General features: G+C 36.9%; 17 protein-coding genes. 14 read left to right on the top strand and 3 right to left on the bottom strand.

Going from position 1 to position 18,902, the window contains the following annotated elements:
- The first annotated feature begins 122 nt into the window (after positions 1-122).
- From B5X70_RS06340 to B5X70_RS06275, 14 genes are all read left to right on the top strand, one after another.
- Complete coding sequence (locus B5X70_RS06340; RefSeq protein ID WP_079557058.1) at positions 123-1,022, top strand: sensor histidine kinase; 900 nt, start codon at positions 123-125, stop codon at positions 1,020-1,022.
- A 12-nt stretch (positions 1,023-1,034) separates the two neighbouring features.
- Positions 1,035-1,505, top strand: coding sequence for a chemotaxis protein CheD (locus B5X70_RS06335; RefSeq protein ID WP_079557057.1), 471 nt, complete (start codon positions 1,035-1,037; stop codon positions 1,503-1,505).
- Positions 1,506-1,540: 35 nt separating this feature from the next.
- Complete coding sequence (locus B5X70_RS06330; protein WP_079557056.1) at positions 1,541-2,620, top strand: protein-glutamate methylesterase/protein-glutamine glutaminase; 1,080 nt, start codon at positions 1,541-1,543, stop codon at positions 2,618-2,620.
- Between the two features lie 60 nt (positions 2,621-2,680).
- A complete protein-coding gene (locus tag B5X70_RS06325; RefSeq protein ID WP_079557055.1) occupies positions 2,681-4,558 on the top strand; it encodes a PAS domain S-box protein in 1,878 nt (625 codons plus the stop codon).
- A gap of 14 nt (positions 4,559-4,572) precedes the next feature.
- Positions 4,573-5,421, top strand: coding sequence for a CheR family methyltransferase (locus tag B5X70_RS06320; RefSeq protein WP_232468426.1), 849 nt, complete (start codon positions 4,573-4,575; stop codon positions 5,419-5,421).
- Positions 5,422-5,447: 26 nt separating this feature from the next.
- Positions 5,448-6,278: a CheR family methyltransferase gene (locus B5X70_RS06315; RefSeq protein WP_079557054.1), complete on the top strand. Its 831-nt coding sequence runs from the start codon at positions 5,448-5,450 to the stop codon at positions 6,276-6,278.
- Positions 6,271-6,849 (top strand): chemotaxis protein CheB, encoded by a 579-nt coding sequence (locus B5X70_RS06310; protein WP_079557053.1) that lies wholly within the window; start codon positions 6,271-6,273, stop codon positions 6,847-6,849. Before B5X70_RS06315 ends, B5X70_RS06310 begins: the two co-directional genes overlap by 8 nt.
- Positions 6,846-7,625: a hypothetical protein gene (locus B5X70_RS06305; RefSeq protein WP_079557052.1), complete on the top strand. Its 780-nt coding sequence runs from the start codon at positions 6,846-6,848 to the stop codon at positions 7,623-7,625. The genes B5X70_RS06310 and B5X70_RS06305 overlap by 4 nt, the downstream gene beginning before the upstream one ends.
- 123 nt (positions 7,626-7,748) lie before the next feature.
- Positions 7,749-10,367: a PAS domain S-box protein gene (locus tag B5X70_RS06300; RefSeq protein WP_088328591.1), complete on the top strand. Its 2,619-nt coding sequence runs from the start codon at positions 7,749-7,751 to the stop codon at positions 10,365-10,367.
- A 43-nt stretch (positions 10,368-10,410) separates the two neighbouring features.
- Entirely contained in the window at positions 10,411-10,974 is a 564-nt protein-coding gene (locus tag B5X70_RS06295; RefSeq protein WP_079557050.1) for a SiaB family protein kinase, read from the top strand.
- A gap of 14 nt (positions 10,975-10,988) precedes the next feature.
- Positions 10,989-11,369: a DUF1987 domain-containing protein gene (locus B5X70_RS06290; RefSeq protein ID WP_079557049.1), complete on the top strand. Its 381-nt coding sequence runs from the start codon at positions 10,989-10,991 to the stop codon at positions 11,367-11,369.
- A 292-nt stretch (positions 11,370-11,661) separates the two neighbouring features.
- Positions 11,662-14,736, top strand: coding sequence for an ATP-binding cassette domain-containing protein (locus B5X70_RS06285; protein ID WP_232468427.1), 3,075 nt, complete (start codon positions 11,662-11,664; stop codon positions 14,734-14,736).
- Between the two features lie 64 nt (positions 14,737-14,800).
- The gene (locus B5X70_RS06280) at positions 14,801-15,718 is read left to right on the top strand and encodes a hypothetical protein (protein WP_079557047.1); all 918 of its coding nucleotides are present in this window, start codon (positions 14,801-14,803) and stop codon (positions 15,716-15,718) included.
- A gap of 68 nt (positions 15,719-15,786) precedes the next feature.
- Positions 15,787-16,242, top strand: a complete 456-nt coding sequence (locus tag B5X70_RS06275) for a hypothetical protein (protein ID WP_079557046.1) — start codon at positions 15,787-15,789, stop codon at positions 16,240-16,242.
- Positions 16,243-16,298: 56 nt separating this feature from the next.
- On the opposite strand, the gene B5X70_RS06270 is transcribed toward B5X70_RS06275, so the two are convergent.
- The 3 genes from B5X70_RS06270 to hemW are packed head-to-tail and all read right to left on the bottom strand — an operon-like array spanning position 16,299 to position 18,696.
- A complete protein-coding gene (locus tag B5X70_RS06270; RefSeq protein WP_079557045.1) occupies positions 16,299-17,156 on the bottom strand; it encodes a cation diffusion facilitator family transporter in 858 nt (285 codons plus the stop codon).
- A 35-nt stretch (positions 17,157-17,191) separates the two neighbouring features.
- Positions 17,192-17,563, bottom strand: coding sequence for a rhodanese-like domain-containing protein (locus B5X70_RS06265; protein ID WP_079557044.1), 372 nt, complete (start codon positions 17,561-17,563; stop codon positions 17,192-17,194).
- Positions 17,564-17,580: 17 nt separating this feature from the next.
- Positions 17,581-18,696 carry a radical SAM family heme chaperone HemW gene (gene hemW, locus B5X70_RS06260; protein ID WP_079557043.1) on the bottom strand — a complete coding sequence of 372 codons (1,116 nt, stop codon included), beginning with the start codon at positions 18,694-18,696 and terminating at the stop codon, positions 17,581-17,583.
- Positions 18,697-18,902: the final 206 nt, after the last annotated feature.

The raw sequence follows: 18,902 nt of genomic DNA, 5'->3' as shown, positions 1-18,902 counted from the left end.
CTAAACAGCTCTGGTGAAAGATTTTTTAATGAATTTTTATCATCATTTAAAACCAATATGGTTTTAATACGTAGCAAAAGAACAAAACCAGAAAAGAAATAAGATTTTATAATCGCTGAACTATGACAAATATTAATGACAGACAACTGTTAAAGGAGTTAAAAGACAGACTCCAGGAGCGCACCAAGTTCGAAAAGGAAGTGAATGTTCTTACTCAGGAACTGCAAGATGTTACCAAGCGTTTCAAAGAATCAGAAGCATTAAAGAGTCATTTTATCTCTAATATTTCCAACGAAATAGTTAACCCGTTCACATCAATTCTGGGGTTATCAAAATCTATTTTGCAGGTTGAGAAAAATGACTGGAAAAAAGTTGTTTCAATGGTAGCACTCATTCATAGTGAGGCTTTTAACCTGGATTTTCAACTTAGAAATATTTTCGTTGCCGCAAAAATTGAAGCCGGCGAAGTTGTTCCCAACGTAGCAAAAGTAAACGTTCGAAACATTGTGCAAACCATCATTGAAGCCTTCAATCTGGTTGCTCGCAAAATGGGGATTGAAATTGAGTTCAACTATGAAATTGAGTATGGATTTGGAAAGAACTTTTATTTTAAAACCGACAACGAAAAATTAAAGCTAATAATGAGTAACTTACTCAATAACGCTTTAAAATACAGTTATAAAAACAGTAAAGTCATCATCACGATGACGGCTGACGAAGATACACTCAACATAGCAGTACAGGATTTCGGAACCGGTATATCCGAAAAAAATCAAAAAGTAATTTTCGAACGATTTAAGCGTCTTGATTCAGGTATCAACTCAATAAATCGGGGACACGGACTGGGACTTTCCATCACCAAAGCTTTGCTGGATGTTATGGGCGGTACCATCGAAATTGATAGTAAAAAAGGAGAAGGTTCTACTTTTACTGTTAGAATTCCCGAAGCAAAAAATGTAGTTGAAGGCTTTAGTGGCGAAGGAAATGACATTTTCTTCGATGATGAAGATGAGATTTTTTAAGGACGCATATAAATGAACCAATATTTACAACATTTTTTATATCCTTCAACGCTATTTGCCAGTAAAGAGCCTTATGTGGTTAAAACCATTCTGGGATCGTGTGTGGCCATATGCCTTTGGGATCCCGTTACAAAAATTGGTGGGATAAATCATTACATGCTGCCAACATGGAACGGGAACGATCTGGCATCACCAAAATATGGTAACATAGCCTTTGAAAAACTCCTTGAACGGATGATAGCGTTAGGATGTAGACGAGATAAACTGCAAGCCAAGATATTTGGTGGTGGCGATCTGATCGCGGCGGACAGAAGTGCCATGCTGATTGGTGAAAGAAACATCAGGGTGGCCAGAATTTTGCTTGAAGAGAAAAATATTTCAGTGGTAGCATCGAGTACTGGAGGGAGAAAAGGACGTAAAATTTTGTTCTTTACCGATACAGGAGAAGTTAGGCATAAATTTATTGACAAAAGGGAGAATTAAACACTATTTTTCAGTTTAGATAACAGTTGCAATCCATGGACAAGAAGATTCGGGTATTGATAGTTGACGACTCCGCAGTGGTCAGGCAAAGCCTCTCTTCCATTCTGGAATCCGATCCCCAGATTGAAATCATGGGCACCGCAGCTGATCCTCTCATCGCCGTTAAAAAGATTATGAAAGAGGTTCCCGATGTAATCACTCTCGACATCGAAATGCCTCGAATGGACGGTCTCACCTTTTTAAGAAAAATTATGTCACAACACCCGATTCCGGTTGTTGTTATCTCATCTCTTACAAATGAAGGAACCGAAGTTGCCATGAAAGCTCTGGAGTACGGAGCTTCAGAAATCATCGGGAAGCCGGCTATGAATGCTGCGCACTTCTTCAATGAATCTAAAATCAGACTATGCGATGCAGTAAAAGCTGCATCACAGGCAAAACTATCGAGACTAAAAATCAGCAATACACCACAAGTTGAAATTGTAAAACCAAAATACTCTGCGGACATTATTCTTGAGGCCGGATCCTATAAAAAAAGAATTGTTGACACCGATAAAATAATTGTTTTAGGAGCTTCAACAGGAGGTACCGAAGCCATCAGGTCACTTCTTAAATCACTGCCTCCTCGAATGCCGGGTATAGCTATTGTTCAGCATATGCCCGAAGGCTTTACCAAATCTTTCGCAAACAGTCTAAACACAATCACAAACCTGGAAGTAAAAGAAGCCGAAGATGGTGACCGGCTTTATCAGGGAAGGGTTTTAATTGCCCGTGGTGACCACCACATGCTTTTAAAACGTTCAGGAAAAGAATATTCAGTTGAGATCAAAAAAGGGCCACTTGTAAACAGACATCGTCCATCGGTTGATGTTTTGTTCAGATCGGCAGCTCGGTATGCCGGACAAAATGCCACAGGCATTTTGCTTACAGGAATGGGAGCAGATGGGGCAAAGGGACTGCTCGAACTGAAAGAAGCAGGTTCTGACACCATAGCACAAAATCAGGAAACTTCCATTGTATTTGGAATGCCAAAAGAGGCCATAAAATTAGGTGCAGCTAAGGGTATTTTAGGTATCGATGAAATTGCTCCCTATCTGGTTAAAAAATTCTTTTAACCATTTTATTTTTTTTCCGTAAACTAACCATAATTACTTAATATTTTAAGTCAGGATAGAATGAAAAAAAGCAAATATAAAGCTCTGATTTCAAAATCAACCCTACAGGGTGCTGCTGCAGGTGTAATATTAGCCACCCTTATAATTCTTATCAGTCTTGATGCTCCCGCGTTAGCAGAGACTGATAAAAGTCTAACAACTCTGTTCTCTCTTTTCCCGGCTTTATGGGCTGTACTCTTATTGCCATTTATTTTAGCAATAGCAGGATATTTTCTGGCAAATAAATTTATGCTTGTTATTAACAAACAAGCTAATAAAATTAAAAAAGAAGCCAATAAAACTAACATGGTTCTGGCTTTTATAGAAAATCTTCGTCAGGATAAACTGGATGAGCCATTTGGAAATGTAAAGAAAAGCGACCCCCTTTCCAATGCTCTTCTGAATCTGCGAGAGTTCATGATTAAAAGCAAAAAAGAACAGGAAAAAAGGCGAATTGAAGAGGAACAAAGAACCTGGGTAACTCAAGGTTTGGCTCAGTTCGGTGAAATACTCCGAAAATCAAGTAATAATCTGGAAGATATATCTTACAGTATTATACGATACTTGGTTACTTACATGAAAGTAAATCAGGGTGGTGTTTTTTTACTAAATGAGACTAAAAAGGGAGACAAATATTTTGAAATGACTGCCTGTGTAGCATTTGACAGGAGAAAATATGCCGACAAAACAATAAACTGGGGAGAAGGTTTGATTGGTCGCTGTGGACTAGAAAAGGAAACAATATTTTTAACCGATGTGCCAGACGATTACATTAATATAACATCCGGACTTGGCGAATCTAATCCCGGAACCATATTATTGGTTCCTTTAAAAACCAATAATGAACTTTTCGGTGTTATTGAACTGGCTTCATTCCAGATCTTGCAACAATTCGAAATTGAACTGGTCGAAAAATCAGCAGAAAGCATCGCTTCTACCATTTCAGCGGTAAAAACAAATATTCAAACCAACAAACTGCTGAGTGAGACTCAAATGCAAGCCGAGAAAATGGCGCAACAGGAAGAGGAACTGCGGCAAAACCTGGAAGAGATGCGAGCCACTCAGGAAGAGAGCGACCGACGGGAAATTGAACGAAAAGGGATTCTTGATGCCATTGATCATGCAGCCATATCATGCGAATTCGATATTGAGGGAAATCTTTTATCAGTTAATAAGAACTTCCTAAGTACATTTAAATATAAACCTGAAGAAGTTGAAGGTCAGAACTTAAAAATTTTCTTCTTTAAAGATGACGTTTCAGAGTTGGATAGAATTCTTGCCGATCTGTCAAGCGGTCAGAATTTCCGTGGCCGTGTAAAACGCAGAACAAAAGCGGGAGAGGAGATCTACCTCTTTTCAACTTATAGCCCGGTTATGGATCATAATGGTGAAATATTGAAAATCATCAGTCTTGAAAACGACATCACCGAACAGGTTGAAATGGAGGAAGCACTCAAACGCTCCAAAGATGAACTTGGATTAATGCTTGAGGAAGCAAGAAATGAAGTGAAAGAGCAGTTTAAAGAGATGGAGGCCGTAAAAATTCGAAATGAAAAAACGCTTGAAGGTGCTCTGGATGCCATCATTACAACAAACCAAGATGGAGTAGTAGAATTCTTTAATGCAGCCGCCGAAAAACTCTGGGGATACGAACGAAGTGAAGTTTTAGGAAATCATGCCAATATGTTGTTTTCAAAAGAGACAGCAAAAACCAATGAATTTGTCACTGCATTTCTAAATAAAGAGAGTCAAAAAATTGTAGGAGAACGTCGGGAAATTCCAATCAGAAATAAATACGCTGAAGATATACCGGTTCTTATGTTGCTTTCAGAAGCGCAATTGGGAGAAGAGTCATCATACACCGCGTTTATCCAGAATGTCGAAGTTGAATTGTTTTAATTAGTATTGAACTAATGCAGAATAGCGAGGGGAAAATGACATATAAGGAGTATCTGCTGGTTCTTAAGGAGTGTTCGCCTTATGATTTTTGCGAATACTCCGATAACTCAATTGATCGACGCATCCAGAAAATAATGAGGGACTATCATCTAACCATGGATGAATTAATTCATAAAACAAGGAACGATGAGGCATTTGTGGAATTGGTAGTCGAGGCCATTACAGTTAATACAACTGAACTGTTTCGAGACCCTCCGGTATGGAAATTTATCAGGGAGAATGTTCTCCCTGCATTCAAAAACAGACCAAAAATCAACATTTGGCATGCTGGTTGTTCAACCGGTCAGGAGGTATACTCAATGATGATTTTGCTGCATGAGGCAGGAATATTTGACAAAGCAGAGGTTTATGCATCGGATATCAGCAAAAAAGCCCTTGAAAACGCTAAAAAAGGCGCTTATAAGTATAGCTTTAACTATAGCAAATATCAGGAAAACCTGAATGCTGCCTTTGCAGATTCAGTGGTTCCGAAAATTACTGATTTCTTTGATGTTTCAAAAGAAAGCGATCAGTTGATTATAAAACCATTTCTAAAAAACAAAACCAAATTTGTCAGACATGATCTGGTTAAACAGGATCTGCCATTTTATAGCAAGTTTGACATCATATTTTGTAGAAATGTATTGATCTATTTTAATGGAGGATTGCAATCAAGAATTGTTCAATGCTTTCATGATAACCTTTTTCCTGGCGGTTTCATGGTTCTTGGAACCCATGAAACACTCAACGGTTTCTTTAAAACGAAATTCGCTAAAAAAGGACCGGTTTATTCGCGTACAAACACATTTCATTTCAAATATTAATTTAACCCAAAATTATTATCTGTGTTGTGAATCTGGGCATTAATGACATACGTGAAATTACATCAGCCATGTCGGCATATACCAACATGGATTATACTGAATATGCACTTTCGTTCCTGAAAAGAAGGCTTGCATATATTTTTGATCATTTTAATATCCGAAAAGTAGGAACTTTTATTGAAGCTCTTTCTCAGAATGATTTTCGAGAAAATGTGACTAGGTTGATGTTTGTAGAGAATACGGAAATGTTCAGAGACCCGGCATTCTGGAGGTCCTTAAGAGATAATGTACTTTTAAAACTGCCCGAAGAAACTCAAAACATTTGGTTACCTGACGAAACAAGCGGGGAAGAAATTTTTTCCCTTGCCATTATACTGCATGAAATGAATCAGGCAGGAAAGTATAAAATTCTTTGCAGTAATCCCTCTAATTCCATTTGTGAAAATATCCGTGAAGGCCGGTTGAATGCATCGCACCTTGATGTTAGCCAAACAAACTATAAAAGACTTGAAAACAGAGATAGATTTATCCAGTATATCAAAAAAGAGAACGGCACAATCTTGCTCCATGAAAATATAGTAAGTCAAGTCAGTTGTGAAGAATTTAGCATCAACGAAAACAATAAACCTGTTAAAACAGGTTTAATTATTTTTCGTAATAAAGCCATCTATTACAATACAAAAAAAGCAGAGAAGATACTTACCGGCCTATATAACAATTTGTTGCCCGGAGGATATATCGCTATAGGAGTTAAAGAAAAAATGCCTTTATCCATTGAAGATGAGCTAATAGTTATTGACAAATCAGAGAAAATTTACCAAAAACCACTTTTAAAACGGAACAGTCATCATGCATAATCCTGAACATCCATATAAAATTATCGTGATGGGAGGTTCTGCTGGAAGTTTTTCTGTAGTTTCCGGCATTTTGTCAAAATTAAATCCAAATTTTAAAATTCCCATATTACTTAGTTTACACAGACTAAAACACGTCCGCTCAGGTCTTTCAGAAGGCTTAAGTCTTAACTCAAAAATAAAAGTTTTAGAACCAAACGATAAAGAGAAAATTGAACCGAACAGAGTTTATTTGGCTCCATCCAATTATCATATGTTTATTGAGATTGATGGATCCATTGCTTTATCAACTGAAGAGAGTCACAACCACAGCAGACCATCGATAGACTATACATTGATGTCAGCAGCTTATGTATACAGAGAAAAAGCTCTGGGCATTCTGCTTACGGGAGCCAATAAGGATGGAGCCAAAGGGCTCAAAAGCATTGCAGATCACCGGGGATATACCATTGTTCAGGATCCTGTAACTTGTGATATTGATACCATGCCAAAATCTGCATTACAACTTTTTTGTCCCGATGAGATTCTTTCGCCGACAGAAATTGTTCAATTTCTAAATTCACTTCAGCCATGAAATCAACTAAACTACATAAAAAACACCCTTTCCTGGTGAAGATTTTCAGTTTTGCATTGTCAATGGTTATTTTGACAGTTGTAAAATATATAATTTTTCCTGAAAGCTTATCAGCACTATTCATGACCTTTGATATCTCAACGCTAATTATTTTATTGTTGATAATTTATATTACCGACAGATATTATAGGGAATCCTCAATTCAGATTAGAACTTTAAAAACAAGCTTCGAACAAGAAAAAACTGGGTGGGACAATGAGAGACAATCTCTTCTGATAAAAATAAAAGAATTTGAGGACAAAGAAAATGCCGCCACAAAATTTAGCTCTTATCAGGAGAAAATACTTAAACAACTCTTTGAATCTGGGAAAAAATCTCCTACACTTCACAATTTTCTGCATCTAATGGCAGAAATATTTCAAGCAGGAGCCATTATATTATACAAACAAACAAAACCTGAAGGTCAATTTATCGTAGAAGAAACTTACGCACTGCCCGATGATTTTAAACCTAGTCCTTTTTCTAAAGGAGAAGGCTTAAATGGTCAGGCCGTAGAAGATGAGAAAGCATTAGAGATAGATGAAATTCCGGAATCATATTTCCTGATCAATTCAGGACTTGGAAGTGCTCCCGGTAACATCCTTTATCTATTGCCAATTATAGATACCAAAAATCAAAATAAATATTTAATCGAGCTAATCACATTTAAAAAGAGTCAGATAGTGAAAATGTGGAGTAAGATTGCAGCCAAATTAGTTGAAAATAATGTTTTATAAAAAAAGAGCAGTGTCTTAAATAAATACAGACATTTATCTCTTATTAGAAATGATTTTTCATGAGGAATTTTTCTCTCACTTATAATAAAGAGCATTCCCGGAACAATGAAATCAATTAAAAAAATGAAGGAGTTAAAACATTTTAGCATAATAAAATACTGGAAGAATCATTTTTCCCTGTCGGTAATTTCTACCCGGGAAAAATACTTTCTAATATTTGCCATAATATTACTTCTCTTTTTTTCATGGACTGGTTTCCTTGCCTTCATTGATAAACCTGTTACCTTTTTAAACATTATAAAACTTCATAATTACATCCCGGTATGGATTGTTGACTTGTTTATTCTATCGGTGCCTTTGATATATTTAAATGCAAAGAACTATGTTTCAAGGAAAAATAAACACATACAGGAAGAAATCAGCTCTCTAAAAACCCAACTGGAAAAAAATTTAAAGTTGGCTAATGCTTTGGAAAAAAACCAGTGGGATCAAATAGTATCTCATGATGATATACTTTCCGAAAAACTTATCAACATAGGAAAAAACATCAAAACCAGCCGAAAAAAAGAAGAAGAACACAACTGGATTACAACAGGAAAAGAACAGATTTCAGATATCCTAAGGAACAGCCACAACCTCGATGAACTATCTATTTCAACAATAAAAGCCATCATTACCTATATGGGGGGAATACAGGGTGCATTCTATATTCTGCGTGACAATCGCCTGAAAAGAAGTGCCATGTATGCTTATGGAAGACAGCGCTTTGAATATAACGAAATACAAATAGGGAAAGGCCTCATCGGAGCTGTAGCCTACGAAAAAGCAATGATTTATCGCAACGAGATTCCTGATGATTACTATACAGTTACATCAGGTTTACTCGGTGAGCAAAAACCTCGAAGTATTATTATCGTGCCCCTGCTTCAAGAAGAGGAGTTGCAAGGTGTTTTTGAAATTGCTTTTTTAAATGATAACATACCTGGTTATAAGTTACAATTTGCCACGGAAGTAAGCACCATCATTGGCCAAACAATATATAACCTGAAAATAACAACCCGCACGGAAGAGCTACTTAAAGAGTCGCAACAAATGACTTCTACTCTTCGTGAAAACGAAGAACAGCTTAAAAAAAATGCGCTAGAAATGATTACCGCTCAAGAAGAGCTGGAGCGCAGCAACAAACTGCTTGAGACTCAAATACAAGAAGTAGCAAATTCTCGTAAGCGACTGGAAGCGTTGTTAACCAACGCGTCTGAGTTTATTTCAATTTACGATGAAAACCAGGAGCTGGTTTTCGAAAGTCCTTCGGTAAAAAGAATACTTGGTTATAAAGACGATGATAAGATTTCCGGAATGGATCCGGACATTTTGACCCCGCGTGGATTAAAAACCATTAACAGTCTGTTTCAGTATCTTCTGGATACCCCCGGTGGAGAACAAACAGCGCAATACACCTATTTGCGTAAAAATGGCGAGAAAATTTTCCTTGAAACTAAAGGAAAAAACCTTCTGCATGATCCAGCCATAAAAGGAATCATATTCAACACGCAAGATATTACCGAACGAAAACGAGCAGAGAAGGAAGAGAGAATGAAGAGCCGGATGCAAAGCTTATCAGAAAACTCTCCCGATATGATCATTCGTATCAATTTGATGGGTAAGCTGGTGTATGTCAATCCTGCTGTAACAAATTTCGTAGATCTTCCTGCCGGAGAACTAATAAAAAAACGCATTTCAGAAGTTGAAATTGATACTCGATTTATTGACTATGTTGAAGAATGTCTCATAAACATCCGTGATAATCAGGAACAAACCATATCTGAAGTTTCAATTCAATCACCTTCAGGCGAGCGAATTATGGAAATTAAAGCCATCCCGGAACTCGGTGAAGAGGGAGAGCTGGAAACCATTCTGTTTGTGGCTCATGATATGACGGAATTCAAGAAAATTGAGCAGGATATTAAAGAGAAAAACAAAAAAATATCAGATAGTATTAACTATGCACAACGGATACAGACATCCATTTTACCCGATACAAGACTGATACAGGAATATTTTCCTCGATCCTTCATATTTTACCGCCCAAAAGATGTGGTTAGTGGAGATTTTCCATGGTTTTTCCAAAAAAATGATATATCTTATGTTGCTGCTGTGGACTGCACCGGACATGGTGTACCAGGAGCATTGATTAGTTTTATTGGATATTTCCTTTTAAACAACATCGTTAATGCACAAGAAGACGCCACTGCCGCTGAAATATTAGATGAGCTACATTATAAAGTTCGCAGCACACTGAAACAGAATCAGGAAGGGGCTACCGGAAGAGATGGCATGGATTTAGCTCTGTGTATTATTGATCAAAAGAATCAAACCATTAATTTTTCAGGAGCTCATCGACCACTGTTTCTTGTTCGCAATGGTGAATTATCGGAATACCAAGGTACTCGAAAAGCAATTGGAGGAATTCCTCTGAGAAAAAAAGTAGAAAAAGACTTTGAAAATCATGTGATTAATTACGAAAAGGGTGATCAGATATTTTTCTTTAGCGATGGATTACCAGACCAGTTTGGAGGTCCCGATACCAAAAAATATCAGCCAAAAAGAATACGTGAAGCCTTAACAGCAAAACCAAATCAAAGTATGGCCTATTTTGCCAGATACTTTTCAAAAGACTTTTATGATTGGATGGGCGATGAAAAACAACTTGATGATGTTTTATTGATAGGAATCGAATTGTAGCTATATTTACATTTTAATTGAATAGTTTGAAAACTCTATAGTAATGGAAAAAGAAAAACAAGGGTTTTTGGAGTTTGCATACCAACTCTACAAAACCATGAAAACCAACGAAATTAACTTGGTTTACGAAGGAGAGGTAACACAGGAAATAACCAAAACATTTACCTCTCTCACCGAAAAAAGCCTTTCAAAAAGCGCAGAATCAAACACCGTTCAGAAAAAGGTTTTTAATGTGATGGTAGAATGTTTGCAAAACATCAGTAAACACGCTGATTCCTTAAGTGATGAGGAAAGCGAACGTCGGGGAATAGTGATGGTAAGTAAAGGAGACGACTCTTACAATATCATTACCGGTAACATCATTAAAAACGAACGCGTACCAGGTCTCAAAGAGAGTTTGGAACACATCAACAGCTTGGATAAAGCAGGATTATCAACCCTGTTTAAACAACAGATTAAAGAATCTACCATTTCTGATAAAGGTGGAGCCGGACTTGGCTTAATAGATATCGCCAAAAAAACCGGTAGTAAGCTCTCTTACCAGTTTAAAGAACTCAACGACCAGGTATCCTTTTTTATCTTAACATCAACGATTAAAAGAAACTGATAAAAGCAACTGATATGGAAGTAATCAATATAAAGGGAACGGACGATACCCCCAATGTAATATTGGATAAAGCAAGCGGACAGTTTGAAATTTCCGGCAGATCGTTGCCAGAAGACGTCAACATGTTTTTTGAAAAAATTCTTGATTGGATTGATGAATATTCACAAGATCCAAATGACAGAACTGAATTCAACTTCAAACTGGAATATTTCAACACAGCATCGTCAAAAGTAATTCTCGACATACTTTTAAAATTTGAAGAGATTGTTGAGAACGGAAAAGAAGTAGTGATTAAATGGCACTACCACGAAGACGAAGAAGATATGCTGGAAGCAGGTGAAGAGTATTCCGACATCGTTGAAATACCTTTCGATTATATCGTTTACAACGATTAATCTTATTGTTAATTAATCATCAAACAAGCCATCAAAATGAGTTCTCAAACAGGAGGATGATTACTTGGCTAGTTCTCCCGAGACTTCGGGAACAATAAAATTGCAAATTATAGACAGATGAAATTGCAAACACAGAATAAACCGTTTGCATATTTTTCATAACTTTGTGATTGATAGTTGATTTTATAATTTTATTCCATCAAAAATCTCCTGTGGTTTTTTATTCAGGCGATTTTGAAAGAATTCAGGTTGAAGTTTACAGATTTTTCTGAATATTCATTGAGCTTAAAGAATGAGTGAAGAGATACTAAAAGCGTTGATGCAACTGTTTGGTTTATTAACCAAACAGGATGGAGGAGTTGGTTCCAACGAAACCGAATATGTGCGGATGTTCCTTAAACAGCAGCTAAGTAGTGACGCTGTTGAAGAATACTTTGCACTTTTCCTCAAGCACTCTGCAAAAGCCAAATCAGACGATTCCGATGGTGAAGAGGAGGGAGGAAAGGTTAAACTAACCTCCATGAAAGATTCTGTAAGAATTCTGGGAATCTGTAAAAAAATCAACAAACAATTAAACCGGGAACAGAAAATAGTCGTATTGGTTCGTCTTTACGAACTAATCAGCATGGATATGAAATTCACCGAGCAACGAATGGCCATCATCAATACCGTTGCCGATGTTTTTAAAATTCCAAAAAATGAAGTATCCGCGGTTGAAAATTTTATCCTGCATAATGATCCGGTAAAACTTGATCATCAGGATTTCATGCTGGTTAATGACCAGGAACAATCCGGAACTCAAAATAAGCACATACAAACTTCGGGACTAAGCGGCAGCATCATTATTCTGAGAATAAAAAGCGCTGACCTTTACTTTATGCGCTATACGGGTGATCAGGAAATCTTCCTAAACGGTTTGGTCATCAATAAAACCCGGATTTATCTGTTTCCCAAAGGAAGTTTTATCCGCGTTCCCAAAGGAAAACCAGTATACTATACCGATGTTGCAGGCCATTTTCTTACCGACTCGGCAGCGAACAAAATAAGCTACGAAGTAAACAACGTGCTTTTCCGTTTTAAAAACGGTGCTGTAGGCTTACGTAACATCAATATTGCTGAAGAGCAGGGAAGACTTATAGGAATTATGGGTGCCTCCGGTGCAGGAAAAACAACCTTGCTTAATGTTTTATCCGGTATTGAAGCCCCCACCGAGGGAGAAGTGCTCATCAATGGTTTCAACCTGCACACTGAAAAAGATCAGATAGAAGGTGTGATCGGTCTTATTCCGCAGGATGACCTCCTTATTGAAGAATTAACCGTATTCGAAAACCTCTATTACAATGCGAAACTCTGCTTCAAAGATAAAAAAGAAGAGGAGATAAATAGTCTGGTGGACGATACTCTTCAAAGCCTGGGCTTATATGAACGTCGCCATCTAAAAGTTGGATCGCCGCTCAATAAAATGATCAGTGGCGGACAGAGAAAACGATTGAACATTGCACTGGAACTCATTCGTGAGCCCGGAATCCTATTCGTAGATGAACCAACTTCGGGACTCTCTTCCCGGGATTCGGAAAACGTGATGAATTTATTACGAGAACTTGCCCTGAAAGGGAAGCTTATCTATGTGGTAATTCACCAACCTTCTTCCGATATCTATAAGATGTTTGATAAAATGTATATCCTCGACACAGGAGGATATCCGGTTTATTATGGCAATCCCGGCGAATCACTCATCTATTTTAAGCAACTGGATGCACAAATCAACAGCGATCAGGGGGAATGTCCAACCTGCGGAAACCTCAATCCAGAGTTGATCTTTAACATTATTGATGCCAGCGTAATTGATGAATACGGAAACTACACAAATAAACGTAAAGTTTCTCCTGAAGAGTGGCATGATCATTTTAAACAGGAAAACCCAATTCCTGAAATTAAGCGTGTTGAGACACAACCGCCCAAAAGTCTGAATATCCCGTCCTGGTTTAACCAGTTCAAAATTTATACGTTGCGTGATTTTTTCTCAAAAATCAGCAACAAGCAATACATCATTCTGAACTTGCTCGAAGCACCATTTCTTGGTTTTATTCTTGCATACCTGATCAGATATATTGCCGATCCCACCTCAAATATTTACATTTTCCGTGAAAATGAAAATATTCCTCCCTACATCTTTATGGGAATTGTAGTAGCCCTCTTCTTTGGATTAATTGTAAGTGCTGAAGAGATATTTAAGGATGCGAAAATACTCAAGCGCGAATCATTTCTGAAGCTCAGCCGCTCAAGTTATTTGGCTTCGAAGATATTGCTGCTGTTCACAATCTCTGCCATACAAATGGTTCTCTTTGTTTTTGTAGGAAACTATATACTTGGAATTCAAAATATGTATTTTGAATTCTGGTTGGCACTTTTCTCCATATCTGCATTCGCCAATATTCTGGGACTCATATTGTCGGCATCATTTAACTCCATCGTTACCATTTATATATTGATACCACTGGTTATGATTCCGCAAATGGTACTTGGTGGTGCAATGTTTACTTTTGATAAACTCAATAAGGATTTTACAAGTGTTGATAAAGTTCCTGCCATAGCCGAATTTATGCCTTCACGATATGTTTATGAAGGATTAATTGTACATCAGTATAAACACAACAATTTCAAAAGAAACTCTTTTGAAATTGAAATGCAGGAAAGCCACGCAGACTACAAAAACGTTCATTACATTCCTGAATTGCGACAAATAATTGATCAAACTTCGGTACATATAATGGATGAAAAGCCGCGGGATGATCGTCAGTTTGTTAATAATGTCCGTTTGCTCTTCAACGAGCTGTCAAAAGAGATGCGCAGAGTTCCGGAAATTGAATTCAATTTTATTGATCAGTTAAACCCCGAGAATTATAGCGTATCGGTGGCCAACAAAGCACATGAATACGTAAATGCGCTGTCTGCACATTACAGAGCCATGTTTTCAAGAGCCAACACTTTAAAGGATCAATTCATTACGCTTAATATGAATCAGGATCCCGACAGATTTAATCAAATAAAAGATGACCACTATAATGAAAGCATTTCATCCATTGTAAGACGCGAGTTCGAAAGAAATAAAATTCTGCGTCAGGATAATGAACTGGTTCAAATGGCTGATCCCATCTACCAAATGCCTGAACCTGATTACTTCTGGTCGTTCCGCACCCATTTTTTTGCACCGATGAAACATTTCGGCGGAAGATTTTACGAAACTTTGTGGTTCAATGTGGCCATGGTGTGGGTGTTAACAATTTTACTTTACATTGTACTCTATTTTGATCTCCTGAAACGAGGCATCGACTACTTTGGATCAATTAAACTCAGGAAAAAGTAACCTTTTCACATACATAGATGTATAAAGACAATAATTATATAGTGAAACTTAAACTTCATTTGTCATGATAAAGAATTTATTTTTTGTACTGCTGATACTTGCCGGTTTTCAACTATTTTCTGGTTGTAAAGGATGTTCCGATGCCGATAGGCGCGGTTCAGACGAATTGGTTTTACCCGATTCGCTTATAACTGACGCTCCTCTTAAACTTTCGGAAGAGATTATGAACGAAGTTATAGGTAACATTTCTTCTCCGGTGGAAATGGCCAACCTGTTTAAAGCTTCAGGTGTAGAATTTACCCAAAGAATTCTTAATGATCCTGATAATGTGTCCAGGTATCAGACCAGTTTTAAAAGAGCGCTTAATTTAGGTGTTTTTAGCGCCGATTTAGGATACATCAACACCTTTGACAAGAGCAATATCGTTGTTTCCTATTTATTGGCTGTAAACAGCCTTGCAGATGGAATTAGAGTAGGACAATTCTTCGACTTCAATTCCCTTCGCAGAATGGCATCCAGTTCATCTAATCTGGATTCATTGATGGAAATGTCGGTATCCAGTTTTAATCGCATGGATAATTACCTTCGCGAACAAAACAGGAGTAACGTAAGTACTTTAATTGTTACCGGAGCCTGGATTGAAGGTTTGTGGATTGCCTCAAACGTTGTAAGACAATCGGGAGACAAAGATCTGAAGATTAGAATTGCGGAGCAGAAAAATGTAATCAACATCCTTGAAATTATTCTTTCAAATTACACAAGCGAACCAAATTTTGCTGATTTGGCCAAAGATATAGCAAGATTAAAAGAGGCCTACGTGCCAATCAGAATTACAACCGAACTCGGTGAACCACAAAGAATAGAACAAGATGGCGTATTGATTTTTATACAGGATGAAATAAGTACTGTGCATTACACCGATGAAGATCTTGAAAATATTATGACGATTATTGAAGAAATTCGCACAAAAATTATCTCATAATTAAATGATAATGTATTTTTGAAAATTCAATAATCCGATTAAACAACTTTTAATTAATAACATCTACCATGAAAAAGGTAATAATTAGTTTATTTTTGGTATTTACCTTCGGAATATACAATACCTGGGCACAATGCGATGAATCAGTAAGAAAAGCTGCATTGCAGGGAATGGGAGATGCTCAATACATCAGAGATTATTCCGTTAACCTCACCAAAAGCCCTACCGAAGTTAAAACCGGTCAAGTAAAATTTAATGTGATGCTCAACAGTCGCAGTCAATATAGATTTAACGTAGTAAATGGTGCTGCAAACGCTGACAACATTGTAATGCAATTATATGATCAGGACAGACTGCTTGCGAGCAATCGTGAAGGAGGCAGAACCTTTGCAGCATTTGATTACATTGTCAGAACTTCGAAAGTATATCAGTTGGTTTTCTCGTTTCCGGGAGGACAGGAGGGATGTGCCGAAGCAGTGGTATCGCTTGTAAGGCAGTTTTCTGAAGGAGAAATGAACTTTTAAGCAAAATAGAACAATCTTTATTATGAAAAAACGGTCCGAAATTCGACCGTTTTTTTTTATTCCTCAGCATCTACATGTATGGTTACGCATACATCCAGCTTTTCTTCCACTATACGCTCATATTTACTGGCTATATCGTGTGCCTTTTCCAAACTAAAATGTCCGGGTAGAGTAATATGAAATGTTAATTCAGTATGTTGACCATATGTGTGAATTTTAAAATGATGGGGATTCAGAGAAATACTCTCACCAACCTCCGTTTCACAAGCCACAATGCTATTTACCATTTCCTTATCAATTGCTTCTCCCAGCAACACACTAATGGTATCTTTCATGATTCCATAAGTAGTATAAAAAATCATAGCGGTAACAATAAGTCCGAGGAAACTATCAATCCACCAAATTTTACTTCCAAAAAAGATTCCGATTAAAATGACAACGCTCGTGATGGAATCACTTCGATGATGCCATCCATCGGCAACCAGCGAATTGTACCTGTGCTTCTTCCCGATGTAGATGGAATATCTGGCCATTACCTCCTTTACAACAATGGAAATAGCTGTTGCCCAAATGGCAAGAGATCCAAATTCAACAATTTCGCGATTGCGAAATTTGGTGATGGATTCCACCAAAAAATTAAAGCCTACCACAGCCAATAAAACACCAACAACCAGAGAGGCTATAAGCTCTGCGCGTCCATGCCCAAAAGGATGATTTTTATCCGCTGGTTGATGGGAATATTTTAACCCAATTAACACAGCAAGCGAAGAAAATGAGTCGGAAAGTGTGTGCCATGCGTCGGCAAGCAGTGCAACAGAATTAGATACAACACCAGCCCAAAATTTCAATATAAACAGAAGTACATTTAATACAATAGAGCACCATGTGGCTATAATGGGGGACTTACTTTTCATTTAAATCTCGTTTAAGCTATAAGAAGGATGCTTTGTTATCTAATTTTTAAAGTATCAATCGGCATTTTATCCATGTACCACTGCTCAAAACCATGTTCCAAATCGTAAATGGTCTTAAATCGTTTTCTCTTCAAAATTTTAACAACTTCCACAGATCGGTCGCCATAACTGCAATAAATGAAAACATCTGTATCCTTATCCAAATTAGCAGTTATTTCATCCAAATGTTTTCGCTCTCCGGCGTATAAGGCGCTGGGAATTCTTTCTAACTGGTACTTTTCATACATTCTAACATCCAATAAAATATAGTTTTCTGATGCCTCCATGGCATCAGAATATTCAATGGAATTCATTCTGAACACCGATGTTACCACAAAAATAGACAATATATAAGAAACGATCTTCATAAGAGAAAAATATGTGATTACAAATCGGCATCAACAAAAAAATCTTCAATTATGGCATCAACTATAAACCAACCTTCCTCAGAACATTTCAAAAAAGAACCCTCTTGATATAGAGACTTTTTATTAACCCATTTTTGCACAATCGTATTAAAATGATTTTGAAAATCGGAGGTAACTCCAGACATATCTATTCCTCTTTTGGTACGTAATCCTAGCATTATTAACTCATTGAATTTATTTATAGAGGTAAGTAATTCCTGTTCTCTAACTAAATCAAATTTCTTACCAATATAGTTAAGTAAATCCGACTGATTCCAATATCGGGAGCCGCCATAAAATGAATGGCTTCCGGGGCCAAATCCAATATAAGATGTTCCATCCCAATATGAGGAATTGTGCCTTGATATATAACCGGGTAAACAGAAATTTGAAACTTCATAATGCTCCATACCTGCCTTTTGAGCAAACTCACACAGCAAAAGGTATTGTTTTAAGCTTTCATCTTCATCCATTTCGCGAAGTTTTCCCTTTCTATGTAGTTTATAAAAATTAGTACCCTGCTCTATGGTTAAATGATAGGCAGACAAATGTTGAAAAGGTAAATCCTTTAGCATTTTCAGGTTTTCAACAAATTTTTCTGTTCCCGACCATGATAATCCATAAATTAAATCCAGACTAATGTTCTTAAATCCAGCATCACTGGCCGCCATAACCGATTGCCTCGCTTGTTTTCCAGTGTGCCGACGCCCCATTCTTTTCAAATCATCGTCATGAAAACTTTGAATACCTATACTGATTCTGTTAAAACCAATTTCTCTTAAACCCATTAAATAATCACTCGTTAAATCATCAGGGTTTGCTTCTATGGTAATTTCAGCATCGGGAAGAAATTGATATAACTTTTTAAGTCTGAAAAAAATGGCATCATAATTGGGTAATGGAATTAACGAGGGTGTTCCTCCACCAAAATATAGGGTAGAAATATCTTCATCAAAAGAATTTTTACGATGTAAAAATTCTTCCATCAATGCATCTAAATAACCATTCAACATTTCAGTATTTGTGGTCTTAAAAAAATCACAATAGTGACATTTTGAAACGCAAAATGGAACATGAATATAAATTCCTGCCATTACATTAAATATTTACACAAAATGTTTCACGTGAAACATTTAAAAACAGCGTTTTACACGTATTTTTTAACAGTTTATCAACAGAAAAACCGGGGTTATCAACAAAATAACATCACAATTATTAAAAACCTGTTGAAATAGAATATTTATTAACCCTTCATGATCAAAATTAAGAGTCTGTTTCGCATAAAAATCTTAATTTGGCA

Origin of the sequence: Alkalitalea saponilacus, assembly GCF_900168165.1 — a bacterium.
GTDB classification, from domain to species: domain Bacteria; phylum Bacteroidota; class Bacteroidia; order Bacteroidales; family Marinilabiliaceae; genus Natronoflexus; species Natronoflexus saponilacus.
This window is presented reverse-complemented; position numbering and strand designations above follow the sequence as displayed.

Excerpts from the sequence above, each read along its gene's own strand:
- B5X70_RS06340 (WP_079557058.1), top strand. The coding sequence starts at position 123 with ATGACAAATATTAATGACAGACAACTGTTAAAGGAGTTAAAAGACAGA.
- B5X70_RS06335 (WP_079557057.1), top strand. The coding sequence starts at position 1,035 with ATGAACCAATATTTACAACATTTTTTATATCCTTCAACGCTATTTGCC.
- B5X70_RS06330 (WP_079557056.1), top strand. The coding sequence starts at position 1,541 with ATGGACAAGAAGATTCGGGTATTGATAGTTGACGACTCCGCAGTGGTC.
- B5X70_RS06325 (WP_079557055.1), top strand. The coding sequence starts at position 2,681 with ATGAAAAAAAGCAAATATAAAGCTCTGATTTCAAAATCAACCCTACAG.
- B5X70_RS06320 (WP_232468426.1), top strand. The coding sequence starts at position 4,573 with ATGCAGAATAGCGAGGGGAAAATGACATATAAGGAGTATCTGCTGGTT.
- B5X70_RS06310 (WP_079557053.1), top strand. The coding sequence starts at position 6,271 with ATGCATAATCCTGAACATCCATATAAAATTATCGTGATGGGAGGTTCT.
- B5X70_RS06305 (WP_079557052.1), top strand. The coding sequence starts at position 6,846 with ATGAAATCAACTAAACTACATAAAAAACACCCTTTCCTGGTGAAGATT.
- B5X70_RS06300 (WP_088328591.1), top strand. The coding sequence starts at position 7,749 with ATGAAGGAGTTAAAACATTTTAGCATAATAAAATACTGGAAGAATCAT.
- B5X70_RS06295 (WP_079557050.1), top strand. The coding sequence starts at position 10,411 with ATGGAAAAAGAAAAACAAGGGTTTTTGGAGTTTGCATACCAACTCTAC.
- B5X70_RS06290 (WP_079557049.1), top strand. The coding sequence starts at position 10,989 with ATGGAAGTAATCAATATAAAGGGAACGGACGATACCCCCAATGTAATA.
- B5X70_RS06285 (WP_232468427.1), top strand. The coding sequence starts at position 11,662 with ATGAGTGAAGAGATACTAAAAGCGTTGATGCAACTGTTTGGTTTATTA.
- B5X70_RS06280 (WP_079557047.1), top strand. The coding sequence starts at position 14,801 with ATGATAAAGAATTTATTTTTTGTACTGCTGATACTTGCCGGTTTTCAA.
- B5X70_RS06275 (WP_079557046.1), top strand. The coding sequence starts at position 15,787 with ATGAAAAAGGTAATAATTAGTTTATTTTTGGTATTTACCTTCGGAATA.
- B5X70_RS06270 (WP_079557045.1), bottom strand. The coding sequence starts at position 17,156 with ATGAAAAGTAAGTCCCCCATTATAGCCACATGGTGCTCTATTGTATTA.
- B5X70_RS06265 (WP_079557044.1), bottom strand. The coding sequence starts at position 17,563 with ATGAAGATCGTTTCTTATATATTGTCTATTTTTGTGGTAACATCGGTG.
- hemW (WP_079557043.1), bottom strand. The coding sequence starts at position 18,696 with ATGGCAGGAATTTATATTCATGTTCCATTTTGCGTTTCAAAATGTCAC.